Here is a 13,588-nt window from a genome sequence, read left to right as displayed (position 1 = left end):
AATTTAACTTAAAAACGAGGAATACAAAAATAAAATCACAAGCTTTTAAAGTCCCAATTTATGTGCCAGCTGCTTTTTGTTGCTGAATATATTCCTCTAGGCATAAGTCCGAACTCGAAATAACCCCCGCCGTTTCAAGACCTACAAAACGATAGTGCCAAGGCTCCCACAGAATTTTGGTAATGGATTCTTTGTCACGAGGATAGCGTTCAATAAAACCATAGTTGGCAGCATGCTCCTGTAACCAAGTATAAGCCTTGCTTTGAGAAAAATCGTCGTTCAAGCTTTGATAGCCTTCTGTCAAAAAGTCAACAGCCAACCCAGTGTGATGTTCACTTTTAGAAGGCGGCAAGACATAACGTTCAGTGAATATTTGACTATCTTCTGCCGTATAACCTTGATTTTGATAATAGTCTATATTTTCATTGTAAATTTTAGTTTGCAGTTCGATACTGCGATAGCCGGAACACATATTTAGCTCAACGCCGTCATTGTGAGCATCCTCTAACATTTGCAGCAGAGTGGGTGCAATACGGGCATCTACTTGACCACCGGGAACATCTTCTAAGGTGACCTCGAAATCTGAAGGTAGGGGAGTATCCTTATTCACCAATATTAAACTCCAAATATCAGCAAAAGAATCATTGACATAGTTGGATAAAGTTTCTTCTTTGGTGGTCGCAGAAGAAACATCGGTTATTAAATTGGTGTCTGATAGCTGGCCCTTACTTTTAGCTACATGAGAATTATATAAATAAGTAAATATAATCACTAGGAACACAACCAAAAAAGTTGTACGGTTTCTAGTTTTTAATTCTTTTCGTTCCCGTTCTCTTTCTTGCTTTATTTTGGCTAAGCGTCTATTCATTGGGTTGCTCCGTAGCATTAGACGGTTTAGCGATAGAATCGCCATATTGTATTTTGGCAGCGGTAGAAAGAATTTGTGTATAGATAGTAGCTACCACCTGGTAAAGGTCTTCTGGAATATTTGCGCCGACATCCAGCATACAAAGCATGGAGGCGGCACTGTCGTCTCGATATACAGGGATTCCGCGTTGTTCAGCCACATCAATAATATTCTGTGCGACTTGCCCATATCCCGAAGCAATGACCACAGGAGCTAAATCTTGGTCTGCATTATATTTTAAAGCAACCGCTTTTTCGTTAGATTTTGACATCGACACCCACTCTTTTATATGGTAATGATTTAAAGACTTCCATTAGGGAACGAGAGCGCTCTAATGGAGCCAATTTGGTTTCTCCGATACGAAAAGGAGAATCGGCCAAAGCTTTGGGCATATTTTTCATCATGCCCTGAAATTCTTTTTCATAGTCAGGCGGACAGAAAAGGGAAAAATCAATAGTCGTTCCATATACAAATAATTCTGCTTCAAAACGACCTAAATTATCCACATCAATTACGAGCAAAAAATGCTTGCCTTCTTTTGCTCCGTTTGGCAAGTCTTTTTCATCGCTTTCCGGGTTAATCCAAATTTCAGCAAACGCACGAATGTCTTCATGTATGACCGGAATGATAAAATGCAAAAGAGGGGTGAAGTTACAGGGAGATGACAGCAAACTATGCAGAATTTTATCAATCTTTGAGGAATCTGACGCACTCAATCGGTCGTTAGAAGACTGAATACCAATAAGTTTCACCAAAGCTTCCATGACTTTTGAATCGTGATTCATCGTTTCATCATGAGAAAGGATGTTAGAATCATAGACACCTGATTTTAAAGCAGAAGCAAAACGGTCAACCAGTGAAATAAATTGCTGACGTTGCGTACCAGCTAAAAATTGGCGCAAATGGTAGGAGGATTCATTAAAAAAATCCCAACTGACGTTGTGGCGAGAAAGATTGTATATGGTAATAGACAAAACTTTGCTAAGTTTTGGGGTAAAAAGAACGCTGTTCTCTATTTCTTTTAACAAAGATAAAGTTTCTTCTTTAAGGTCTGTAAAATTCTGTGAAGCATTATTTTGGCGGAAACGGGCAATAAGAGAATCCAATCGTGTGCTGATAGAGGTACTCGAAGAGAGTTGATTTTTTAAATAGGTTAAGCTATTGGCCACTGCATCTTCAATATCACCTTTGCACAGCAAATTGTTTACAGATTTCAAAAAATTGGCAATCGCTACCTGTACTTGAGGGGTAGCTTCACGTTGTACGCTGAAAGCTCTTAAAAAATCAAACAATTCTCCCTTAAAAGCCGTAGCACCGGATTCTTGCCTTAGTATTTCAGATTCAATGTCTGTAGAAGGCAAAATGAGCTCTTGAAAAATCTGTTCAATTTCTGGTGTAACGGTTTGATTGTTGGCGGGCAGCAACCTAAAAATTTCTTCTAACATAGAAATATTTTTGAGGTAAGAGATAGTTACAGCAGGATCTTTTAAGAGATTTAGCAACAGAACAGGGGCTTCACCGCCCTCAAGCGCCCCTGTGTTTTGTTTTAAGAGTTCACTTTGATTTTGAGCTTGAACAACTCTAGATGAACTGCGAATATCAGATGGAAAAAGAGGGTCGACCCCACTTTTTTGTTGAACCGGCTGATTGTTATGAACCAGGGGGGTAGTTACCCTTAAAATATCAGGCAAAGTGATGCTCCTCTCTCATAGAATCATAGCATAAATGTATATAAATGAAAAGGTGAACTTATCAATCTAAATGCATAGTGATACCATTAAATAAATAGTCTTATTATAGTTATTTCATGAAATTTAGAAAAAGAAAGTCATTAGGAAAAAAGTCGAAATATAAGGAAAGTTAAAAGAAAGACTTGCTTTTTTGGAAAAAGATAGGATAATTATTATAAATAGTCATTATGAAAAGTATAAATGGGAAGGTGAATAAAATGAGCACAGTTGATCCTGGTATGGAGTCCATGCTTGAAACTTTTATCCATGAAACAGACACAATGTTAGAACAGCTAGACGAGATTTTATTAGAATCAGAGAGAGCGAGAAGTCTCAGCGAAGAAAATATAAATGATATCTTTCGTATTACTCACACTATAAAAGGCTCAGCAGCCATGATGGAGTTTGATGGAATTTCAAATTTGTCACATGCCATTGAGGATGTTTTCTACGTTTTACGTGAAGCACCCGATAAATTAGAGATTGTATTTGATTCACTTTTTGATTTGATTTTAGAGAGCTCGGATTTCTTAAAAGAAGAAATCGGCAAGCTGCAAGGTGAGGCAGATTATCAAGAAAAATACCCAACTATTTTAATTGATAAGCTGCATGATCAAGCTAACTTTTTAAAAGGCAATACAGATACAATCGTTTTGTCTGAAACAGAATCAAATGTAGATACTGAAGTAGAAGATGATGAAAATACTTATAGAATTCGTGTGTTTTTTGATGACGGATGTCAAATGGAAAATATGCGTGCCTTTATGTTATTAACGCAGTTACAGCATTACTGTGATTTACTGGAATCTATTCCTTCTCATCCTGAAAATGATTCAGAATATTCCGCTCAGATTATTAAAAATGGTTTTGTTGTTATCTGCAAGCCGACCAATAGTCTGGAAGAAGTGCTGAAAACGATAGAAGGCGTGCTGAATATTAAAACATATGAAGTGCTAGAGAATTCTTCTAAAAAAGAAGCCATTGTTGAAGAAAAAAGCAAAGATGAAAAATCATCTGTTGTTTCAGTGGAAGAAAATGAGGCAGCTGCTAAAGGCACCGTAACTGGCAAACCTGTGACCGTAAAAACAGGCGGCGTAAAACAAAGCTTGATTAGTGTCAATCAAGGTAAACTAGACTATCTAATGGATTTAGTGGGCGAATTGGTGACAGCAGAGTCTATGGTTATCCGTAATCCGGATTTAAACGGCCTGAAGCTGGACAACCTGACAAAATCTATTCGGGAACTGCGAAAATTAACAGATGAATTGCAAGATATCGTCATGTCTATCCGCATGGTACCTCTTCAAAGCACGTTCCACAAAATGGATCGTATTGTGAGAGATATGAGCAAAAAGCTTGGCAAAAAAGCTGAGTTGGTAACAGAAGGTGGCGATACCGAAGTTGATAAGACAATCAATGACACCATTGTTGACCCACTTATGCACATGATTCGAAATTCAATGGATCATGCTATTGAATCGGCAGAAGAAAGAAAAGCAGCAGGAAAGCCAGAAGTGGGGAGGATTTCTCTAACGGCAAAGAATGTCGGCGGTGAAATTCATATCAAAGTTGGAGATGACGGCTATGGTATGGACCCGCAAAAATTGCTGAGCAAAGCAAAGAAAAATGGCCTTTTAACAAAACCTGAGAGCGAGTATACAGAGAAAGAGGCTTTACATCTGATTATGCTGCCGGGATTTTCAACCAATACAGAAGTTACAGAGTTTTCAGGTCGTGGCGTTGGTATGGATGTTGTGCGCAAGAACATTGAGCAGGTAGGCGGTTCAATCTCTATTAGCAGCACAAAGGGCAAAGGAACCACTTTCACTATTAAAATACCATTGACACTTGCCATTATGGATGGTATGAATATTTCAGTAGGCGATACCATATTTACCATTCCGATTACTTCCATTCGCCAGTCCTTTAAGGTGACTAGTCCTGACCAGATTATAGAGAATACGAACGGTACAGAAATGATTATGCTTCGCGGTGAATGCTATCCTGTTTTCCGTTTGCATAATGTTTTCGGACTTGAAACAGAACTGACGGATATTACAGAAGGTATTATGATTCAAGTCGAAAGCAGTAATATCAGTGCTTGTATCTTTGCAGATGAGCTGTTGGGAGAATACCAGGTAGTTGTAAAATCCTTCCCAATGTTCTTCAATCAATATAATCTCAAAGAAAAAGGCTTTTCAGGCTGCAGTATTTTGGGCGATGGCAGTATCAGTCTTATTCTAGATATCAATAACTTTTTGGCTAACCAATAAAGGGGAGGTGTTCACATTATGAACGAGAATCATGCAACAGAATTAAGCGCAATCGAGGAGCTCAATGGCAGATATTTGCTGTTCAACTGCAGTGACATGCTTTATGGTGTTCCGCTTGTCCTAGTATTGGAAATCATTCAAACAAAAAATATCACATATTTGCCGGGAGTAGCACCGTATATTAAAGGAATTATCAATTTAAGAGGTAAAATTCTGCCGGTACTGGATATTCGTTTGAAATTTGGCATTGAAGAGCGCCCTTATGATGATAAAACCTGTATCATTGTTTCAGAGATAAGAGATATGCAAGTAGGACTCATTGTAGACAGTGTTTCTGAAGTGGTGACGGTAGACAGTGAAAATCTGGCAGCTCCGCCGAATACAAAAGAAATGTCTGCCTGGTACATTGACTCTGTTACCAATTTGGAAGATAGAATTGTTCTGAATATTGATTTCGAAAAATTCCTTAAGGATGATCTTGATGTCATAAAAGTGCAATAGTGGAGGGCCAATATGGATTTGCAAACGACCAATTCTTTAATTCATATGACCGATCGCGAATTTGAAGAAATTTTCTCTTTCGTATATAAAAAATATGGAATTGATTTACGAAAAAAGCGTCACCTCATCGAAGGCAGGCTTTCTTATACGCTTAAGGCAAGAGGAATGAATACGTTTAGCGAGTATATGAAAGTCCTCTTCGATAGTAATTCTAGTGAAGAAATGCAAGCTTTTTTAAATAAAATTACCACCAACCATTCTTATTTTGGCAGAGAGAACGAACATTTTGATTTCTTAATGCATGAAGCGTTGCCTCAGCTGACCAAAACTAGAAAACAAGATTTGCGTATCTGGAGTGCAGGATGTTCAGCTGGTCAAGAGGCGTATAACATTGCCATGGTTATGGATCAGTTTTTCGGTCCTCAAAAAAATAGGTGGGATACAACTGTTTTGGCTACTGATATATCAAGCAAGGTGCTTTCACAGGCCAAACAAGGGATTTACCCCGAAGAGCATATCAAAAATATGCCGGCTCAGTGGAAAAAAGAATATTTTCAACTGTTGCCGGGTGGAACCTATCAAGTAGTTGAAAAAATTAGAAAAGAAGTTGTCTATCGAATTTTTAATTTAATGGATACTTTCCAGTATAAAAAACCATTTGATATTATTTTTTGCCGCAATGTAATGATTTATTTTGATGCGGAAACGACAAGAAGATTAATTGAAAAATTTTATGAGGCAACGGCCGAAGGGGGATATTTGTTTATCGGGCATTCAGAATCCCTTGCAAAAGGCAGCCCGAGTGAATATACTTACTTGCGACCGTCTGTTTATCAGAAGATTACGAGAGGAGGTCGGCGATAAATTATGCCTCTGCGCGTATTAGTAGTAGATGATTCTGTTCTATTTAGAACAAAGATGAAGCTTAGCCTGACAGACAAAGAGATTCAAATTGTTGGGTTGGCTATGGATGCCACAGAAGCAATGACGATGATTGAGCAATTGCACCCTGATGTGGTTACACTAGATGTTGAAATGCCAAAAGTAGACGGTATTAGCTTTCTAAAAAAGGTTATGCCCCAAAACCCTGTTCCGGTGGTTGTTGTCAGTTCATTACCCATGAATGCGCTAGACGCTCTTAGTGCCGGTGCTGTTGATTTTGTTAGAAAGCCTGTTGCCGGCGAAAAGGACTCTTTGAATCGGTTTTTAGAAGAATTAAAAAGCAAAATAAAAATTGCGGCTAAGGCAAAGGTGCGCTGTCCGGCTGAGACGAAACCCTCTTTGGTTTCTCAATTGTCTTCTAAGAGAACCCTAAAGACATGTGCTTCCCATTCTATTATCGCAATTGGTGCTTCAACGGGTGGCACCGAGGCTATTCTATCAGTGGTCAAAGATTTACCGGAATCCACACCGGGAATTATTGTTGTGCAGCATATGCCGGCCAACTTTACGAATTTGTATGCACAACGATTAAATAAAGTTTGCAAGATGAATGCCAAAGAGGCCGAAGACTTTGACAGAGTGAAGCCGGGGCAGATTATTATTGCAGCGGGTGAATATCACCTAACTTTAAAGAAAGACGAAAAAGGCTATTATATTCGCAGCCAGACTGGAGCAAAAGTTAGCGGACATTGTCCCTCTGTTGATGTAATGTTTGATTCTGTAGCCGATGTAGCCGGAAAAAATGCTATTGGGGTAATTCTCACAGGCATGGGGGCTGACGGGGCGCAAGGAATTACAAAAATGCGTAAAAATGGCAGTTATACAATCGGCCAAGATAAGGAAAGCTGCGTTGTATACGGCATGCCCATGGAAGCCTATAAAAGAGGCGGTATTGAAAGGCAACTTCCGCTGAATCAAATAGGAGATGAATTAATTTATTATCTCAACAAATCTGTCAATACATCTTGTTAAGCTCAAGAAGATAGGAGAAAATAGATGGATATTATGGCTATTTCTGCAGCAAATGTAGATGTCTCCGCTGCTAATTGGCAGCAGACAGCTAGCATTTCTTTGCTCGACAAAGCAATGGATATACAAGAGAACCAGGGTGCGGCTATTATGGAGATGATGCCCCCAGTTTCTTTTGGTCATCAACTTGATATTTACATTTAAAATCAAAATTCGGATAACCGCACAGGACAAAAGGGAAGAGCAAAATACTTAATTGTAGTTTGCTCTTCCCTTTTGCTTTCGATTAATTATGAAATTACATAAAAATGCAAGAGAAAAGGATACTGCTTGGACAGTATCCTTTTTGTTTAGGCAAAGTGTTAATCTGCCAATTTTTTATGATTAGGAGGAAGTATAAGCTCGCAGCATCCAAAGAAGTTTTTGGTAGTTAGCGAGATAACCTGTGAAGAGGTCTGCCGTGCCAACGTCATCGGCGTCTTCTGCTAGTTTAATAATCTCGGCAGAATCTTGAATCCAATATTCTACATCAGATATCAATTTGTAAACAACGCTGTCTGAAGAAACTGGTTCATCTTCAAGTTCTTTGACAGTGGCAATTGCAAGAGCATTTTTGAGGTTAGCAATGGGTTTTCCGCTAATTGCTAAAAGACGTTCAGCAACTTCATCAATAACCTCTGCAGTTTGGTCGTAAAGCTCTTCTAGTTTAGCGTGAAGGGTAAAGAAACCTTTTCCTTGTATATACCAATGGAGATTATGAAGCTTGATGTACATAATTTCTTGGTTAGCAAGATAGAGATTCATTTTGTCCTGTAGATCTTGTGGCATTGGTATCACCTCCTTATGAGTAAATTCTTATCCGTTTTTAACGTTCTTATAATTCTCAGCAACAAACTTCCAATCAACTACATCATAGAAGGCTTGAATATAGTCAGCACGAAGATTTTTGTATTTGAGATAGTAAGCATGTTCCCAAACGTCTAGACCTAGAATTGGTACATAGTCAGAGCCTTCGATAATGGGATTATCTTGATTGGGGCTAGAAGAAACTTGGAGTTTTCCTTCTTTATTTGCTGAAAGCCATGCCCAACCTGAACCAAATCGACCTATACCAAGTTTGCCGAAAGCATCTTTGAAAGCATCAAAACCGCCTAGATCTTTTTCGATAGCGGCTGCAAGTTCGCCGTCAGGCTGACCACCGCCATTTGGACTTAGTCCAGCGAAATAGAGGTTGTGGTTATAATAACCGCCGCCGTTGTTGCGAATAGCTCCTCGCAAAGCCTCGTCAGAAATGCTGTCTAGAGAGCCTAAAAGAGAAACAATGTCTTTGTCGGCAACACCTGCTTTTTCAACAGCAGCATTGAGGTTGTTGGTGTAGGCAGCATGGTGCTTGCTGTAGTGCGTTTCCATGGTGAGAGCATCGATATGGGGTTCTAGAGCGTCATAGGCATATGATAATTCAACTTGTTTAAACATAATAAGTTCTCCTCTCGAATACGGTTCTATTTAAAATTTTATTATTTGTTAGTGATGTCTAACTAGATTATCTTTATTATATCATGACAAAATAGAAAGTCAATAGAAAAATAGAAATTATTATCATTTTTATAAATCTTTCTTTTTTTCAAAACTAAAAGCCATGAGAAATAAGATTCCCATGGCTTTTGGTTTTATTCTTTTACTTGATAGAGTAAAGATAAGGCTAATAAAATTATAGAATGTTTAATTTTGCAAAGTTAGCAAAAATTTTCTTAGTACCAACTTTGTCAAAAGCAATTTCCAATAAAGTGTCATTAGCCATAGGGGTAGTCGTGAGAATTAAACCCACACCAAAGGTTTTATGTTCTACTTGGTCACCAGCATGATAAGTTTGGCCAGAGACTTTATTGGGTGTAGGCAGGGGTTGATAGCGTGAAGAGGCTTGGCTTTGAGCTGGCCCACCAAAAGAAGGCATGGTGACAGGGCGCACGTAAGCCTCTCTTGAGCGAGTATTTTCTTTCAGTTCACTAGGGATTTCCTCCACAAATCGAGAGGTTTTGTTGCGGTTTGTGCTACCAAATACCATGCGAGATTCTGCACTGAAGATGTAGAGTTCCTCTTTTGCGCGAGTAATGGCAACATAAGCGAGACGTCGCTCTTCTTCAACTTCAGCAGGGTTATAAATAACGGCCATGCCAGGGAAAACACCTTCTTCCCAGCCTGGAAGGAATACAACAGGGAATTCTAGTCCTTTTGCTGAGTGAACAGTCATCATGACAGAGGCATCCGTACCAACATCGTAGTTGTCAATGTCAGTGAACAGTGAAATTTCTTCTAAGAATTCAGCCAGAGAACCTTGAGATTCTTCTTCGTAGCGCTGAATATTACTGGAAAGCTCTTGAATGTTCTCAATCTTATCCTCAGCACGTTCAGGGTCGTCTGTTTTGAGGTAATGAACATAATCTGTTTTTTCTACAATAGATCGGTAAAGGTCGTTCATGTTTTGTGTGTCATCTTGTAAGATTTCAATCCACTCTTGGAGGAGAGAAGCAAAATCTTTCAGCTTTTTCGCAGCTCTTGCCAGTATCGGAAAATCCTCTGCATGCGCAATGACATCTAAGAAATTTTCACCAAGCTGACCAGCGATTTGAAATACTTTGTCGACTGTTGCATCGCCGATTCCTCGTTTTGGGCAGTTAATGACACGGCGCATACGGATTTCATCATTCGGGTTATTGACGATATTGAGATAAGCAATCATATCTTTAATTTCTTTGCGGTCAAAGAACCTTGTTCCGCCGATAATGCGGTGAGGAATGCCTTGTTTTGCAAACATTCTTTCTAAAGAAAGAGATTGTGAATTCATGCGGTAAAGAACGGCATAATCTGAAAACTTGCGTCCATTTGCTACACCATCTAAAATGATTTTGGCAATTCGTCCAGCTTCGTCCTGTTCGGTTTCAGCGACATGAAACTTGATTTTCTCGCCGCTGCCGTTGCTTGTCCACAGATTTTTACCTTTTCTGGCACTGTTATTTTGAATGACTTCGTTCGCTGCATCCAAAATGTTCTGTGTTGAGCGGTAGTTCTGTTCCAATCGAATTACGCTGGCACCTAAAAAATCTTGCTCAAAATTCATGATGTTTTCAATGGTTGCACCTCTAAATTTATAGATACTTTGGTCATCATCACCGACTACGCAGAGATTTTCGCTCTTTTGTGCCAAGAGATTAATAAATTCATATTGCGCATGATTGGTATCTTGATATTCATCCACCATGATGTAGCGAAAACGGTCTTGATAATAAGCTAAAACATCAGGAGCAGTTTGAAACAAGCGCACGGTATTGACAATTAAATCATCAAAATCCATCGCATCAGCTTCTTTAAGCTTTTTCTGGTAGAGCTTGTATGCTTTGGCAATTAATTTTAAACGGAAATCATCGCCAGCTTCTTTTTCAAATTCTGCCGGAGAAAGAAGCTCATCTTTGGCTCTTGAAATTTCACCGAGCACCGCTTTAGGTGTAAGTGCTTTTTCAGAAACATCTAATTCTTTCAAGCTTTCTTTCATCATACGGCGGCTGTCGTCGCTGTCATAAATGGTGAAGTGAGAAGAATATCCCAGTCTGTCACCATCGCGGCGCAGCATACGAGCACAGCTGGAGTGGAAAGTAGAGGCCCAAATTTGCTCGCCATCCTCACCGCCTAGCATGTTACAAAGTCTTTCTTTTAACTCTGCTGCCGCTTTGTTGGTAAACGTAATTGCCATAACTTTCCACGGAAAGCAAGCCGAAACCGAAAGTCTGGCTCGTGTCACATCAGACAGTTCACCACCGTTTAAAAAGCTTTGGCAAGCCTCAACGTCTTCTTCTGTCAAAGAATCTTGGATAAAGCTGCTGTGGTAGGCTTTGCCATAACGGACAATGTTGGCAATTCGATTAACCAAGACGGTAGTTTTACCACTGCCGGCACCGGCAAGTACCAAAACGGGTCCTTCTGTTGTGAAAACAGCCTCTTTTTGGCGGTCGTTCATTCGATTAAAATCTTTTTCAATTACTTTTTTTCTTAACTCCAGTAGTTTCTCTTTATCGGTATGTATCATAGTCAATCCTTCCTTTAAAAAGCCTGTTTTATTTAAAAAGAAATGGTATTCTTGCTTGCAGTAAGGCAAGCAAAGCCATGTATAACCAATTCGTCATTTGCACTTTTCTTATTTTACCTGATTGCTTGTCCGATAGCAAGGCAGAACACACAAAAGTTCATGACAAAGTAGATTTTAAGAGAGAAATTTTATTGTGTTAATTCGTGGGGAATATAGACAAAGTCGTTTCGACAAAATCAGACAAAAAGAAAAATCGTACTATTGGCCTATGCGTGCATATAATAGAGTATACCAAAAGGAGGGAAGGTTAGAAATGAGTGGGTTTGCAGGGTTCTGTGATTATCACGACAGTTTGAAAGAAGAAAAATATCTTTGGATGGCATTGGCAAGGAGAATGGCAGCAAGAATTGTTCATCGTGGACCTGACCAAAGCGGAGAGCATGTATCTAAGCACTGTGCACTAGCGGCTTCGAGATTGGCAGTTGTCGATGCACCCGGTGGCATACAGCCAATGAATAAGAAATATGAGGGAAAAGGATACACCATTGTTTATAACGGCGAAATTTATAATGGAGAAGAATTAAAAGACGAACTTTGTTCATTAGGGTATCACTTCGAGACAGAGAGTGATACGGAAGTAGTACTTACGGCTTACATCCACTTTGGAAAAGATTGTGTAGAAAAACTGAATGGAATGTTTGCCTTTGTAGTAGATGACACGGCACATGATCAGATTTTTCTCTGCCGAGATCGATTTGGTATACGGCCTCTTTTTTATTCGCTTAGGAATGGACGCCTAATATTTGGCTCAGAGATAAAGAGCTTGTTTGAATATCCAGGCATTAATCCTGTCATCAAAAAAGAGGGATTGTGTGAAATTTTTGGCGTTGGGCCTGCCAGAACACCCGGACATGGTGTGTTTGATGGCATTCATGAAATTCAGCCAGGTCATTTGGCAATATTCAATCAAGAAGGTTTCAACGAGTATCAATACTATTCTTTAAAGGCGATGCCCCATACGGATAATTATCAAAAGACAACCGAAACGGTGAAGGCACTGCTGGAGGATGCTGTAAAAAGGCAGATGAAAGCAGATGTGCCTATTTGTTCATTCTTGTCAGGAGGATTGGATTCCAGCGTTCTGACAGCGATTATGGCGCAAGAGCTTGCCGTAAAAGGAAAGAAATTAGATACCTATTCCTTTGAATATGTAGGGAATGACAAATTTTTTAAGCCGACTGCTTTTCAGCCAGATAGAGATGAATATTGGGCGGATAAAGTCAGTCAAATGTTAGAAACCAATCATCAAAAGCTACTTTGCGACAATAGAAATTTGGCAAATTCCGTCTATGATGCCGTAATAGCAAGAGATTTGCCTGGCATGGCAGACATTGATGGTTCTTTGGTTTATTTTTGCAAACAAGTTAAAGAAAAGCATGGTGTTGTGTTGTGCGGTGAAGGAGCCGATGAAATTTTTGGCGGCTATCCGTGGTTTCATAAAAAAGATGTGTTTGACGGTAAATCTTTCCCATGGTCCAATAATGTTGATTTACGAGAAAGCTTCCTAAAGCCTGAACTTAAAGAAGAACTCAAATTGCATGATTATGTGGGGCAGAGATTAGAAGAAAGCTTTGCAAGAATTCCGGTACTGCTAGGCGAATCAGCAGAAAATAAAAAAATGCGTGATGTCATGCACCTCAATATGCAGTGGTTTATGGCAACACTGATTGACAGGCAAGACCGATGCAGCATGGCAACGGGTTTAGAGGTACGCTTGCCGTTTGCAGACCATCGTTTGGTAGAATATGTATTTAATGTGCCGTGGGAATATAAAGCGCCTAATGGCATTGTAAAGGGGTTATTGCGTGATGCCTCTAGAGATTGGCTGCCTGAAGATGTGCTGTACCGAAAGAAAAGTCCGTTCCCCAAAACACATAACCCCGGCTATGAAAAGATAATTAAAGATAAAATTGGCTATGTTTTGCGTGACAGCGCACAGCCGATTCATAAGATTCTCTCAAAAGATGTGGTTTCTAAATTGCTAGGGGAAAGCTTTGATTATGGCAAGCCATGGTATGGACAATTGATGGCAGGGCCGCAGCTGTTGGCATTCTTGCTGCAAATCAATTATTGGCTCTTGCACTACAATGTGTATTTGGATATATAAATATGAACAAGGGTAATC

12 protein-coding genes are annotated in these 13,588 nt (G+C 39.4%); 6 read left to right on the top strand and 6 right to left on the bottom strand.

What is annotated here, in order from left to right; all coding sequences use genetic code 11:
* Window positions 1–58: 58 nt before the first annotated feature.
* Genes CS931_RS08195 through CS931_RS08185 form a run of 3 tightly spaced genes read right to left on the bottom strand, consistent with a single transcriptional unit; the run spans window position 59 to window position 2,598 of the window.
* Window positions 59–868 (bottom strand): M15 family metallopeptidase, encoded by an 810-nt coding sequence (locus CS931_RS08195; RefSeq protein WP_159459775.1) that lies wholly within the window; start codon window positions 866–868, stop codon window positions 59–61.
* On the bottom strand, window positions 861–1,178 hold the full coding sequence (locus CS931_RS08190) for an EscU/YscU/HrcU family type III secretion system export apparatus switch protein (RefSeq protein WP_099205434.1): 318 nt from the start codon (window positions 1,176–1,178) through the stop codon (window positions 861–863). The genes CS931_RS08195 and CS931_RS08190 overlap by 8 nt, the downstream gene beginning before the upstream one ends.
* Window positions 1,165–2,598 (bottom strand): hypothetical protein, encoded by a 1,434-nt coding sequence (locus CS931_RS08185; RefSeq protein WP_099205293.1) that lies wholly within the window; start codon window positions 2,596–2,598, stop codon window positions 1,165–1,167. Before CS931_RS08185 ends, CS931_RS08190 begins: the two co-directional genes overlap by 14 nt.
* 257 nt (window positions 2,599–2,855) lie before the next feature.
* On the opposite strand from CS931_RS08185, the gene CS931_RS08180 reads away from it, so the two are divergent.
* From CS931_RS08180 to CS931_RS08160, 5 genes are read left to right on the top strand one after another with little or no spacing between them, the layout of a single operon-like run.
* On the top strand, window positions 2,856–4,910 hold the full coding sequence (locus CS931_RS08180; RefSeq protein ID WP_099205292.1) for a chemotaxis protein CheA: 2,055 nt from the start codon (window positions 2,856–2,858) through the stop codon (window positions 4,908–4,910).
* 18 nt (window positions 4,911–4,928) lie between these two features.
* The gene (locus CS931_RS08175; RefSeq protein WP_099205291.1) at window positions 4,929–5,411 is read left to right on the top strand and encodes a chemotaxis protein CheW; all 483 of its coding nucleotides are present in this window, start codon (window positions 4,929–4,931) and stop codon (window positions 5,409–5,411) included.
* 12 nt (window positions 5,412–5,423) lie between these two features.
* A complete protein-coding gene (locus CS931_RS08170; RefSeq protein WP_143826241.1) occupies window positions 5,424–6,275 on the top strand; it encodes a CheR family methyltransferase in 852 nt (283 codons plus the stop codon).
* Between the two features lie 3 nt (window positions 6,276–6,278).
* Complete coding sequence (locus CS931_RS08165; RefSeq protein WP_099205290.1) at window positions 6,279–7,325, top strand: protein-glutamate methylesterase/protein-glutamine glutaminase; 1,047 nt, start codon at window positions 6,279–6,281, stop codon at window positions 7,323–7,325.
* Window positions 7,326–7,349: 24 nt separating this feature from the next.
* The gene (locus tag CS931_RS08160) at window positions 7,350–7,526 is read left to right on the top strand and encodes a YjfB family protein (protein ID WP_099205289.1); all 177 of its coding nucleotides are present in this window, start codon (window positions 7,350–7,352) and stop codon (window positions 7,524–7,526) included.
* 180 nt (window positions 7,527–7,706) lie between these two features.
* On the opposite strand, the gene CS931_RS08155 is transcribed toward CS931_RS08160, so the two are convergent.
* The 3 genes from CS931_RS08155 to CS931_RS08145 form a co-directional block, all read right to left on the bottom strand.
* Window positions 7,707–8,150, bottom strand: coding sequence for a Dps family protein (locus CS931_RS08155; RefSeq protein WP_099205288.1), 444 nt, complete (start codon window positions 8,148–8,150; stop codon window positions 7,707–7,709).
* A 27-nt stretch (window positions 8,151–8,177) separates the two neighbouring features.
* Window positions 8,178–8,798: a superoxide dismutase gene (locus CS931_RS08150; RefSeq protein ID WP_099205287.1), complete on the bottom strand. Its 621-nt coding sequence runs from the start codon at window positions 8,796–8,798 to the stop codon at window positions 8,178–8,180.
* 235 nt (window positions 8,799–9,033) lie between these two features.
* Window positions 9,034–11,403 (bottom strand): ATP-dependent helicase, encoded by a 2,370-nt coding sequence (locus CS931_RS08145; RefSeq protein ID WP_099205286.1) that lies wholly within the window; start codon window positions 11,401–11,403, stop codon window positions 9,034–9,036.
* Between the two features lie 313 nt (window positions 11,404–11,716).
* Between CS931_RS08145 and asnB the strand changes: the two genes are divergently transcribed.
* Entirely contained in the window at window positions 11,717–13,570 is a 1,854-nt protein-coding gene (asnB, locus tag CS931_RS08140; protein WP_099205285.1) for an asparagine synthase (glutamine-hydrolyzing), read from the top strand.
* The last annotated feature ends 18 nt before the right edge of the window (window positions 13,571–13,588 follow it).

The sequence above is a fragment of the Scatolibacter rhodanostii genome (genome assembly GCF_900197595.1).
In the GTDB taxonomy this organism is placed as follows: Bacteria; Bacillota; Clostridia; order Oscillospirales; family Acutalibacteraceae; genus Scatolibacter; species Scatolibacter rhodanostii.
This window is presented reverse-complemented; position numbering and strand designations above follow the sequence as displayed.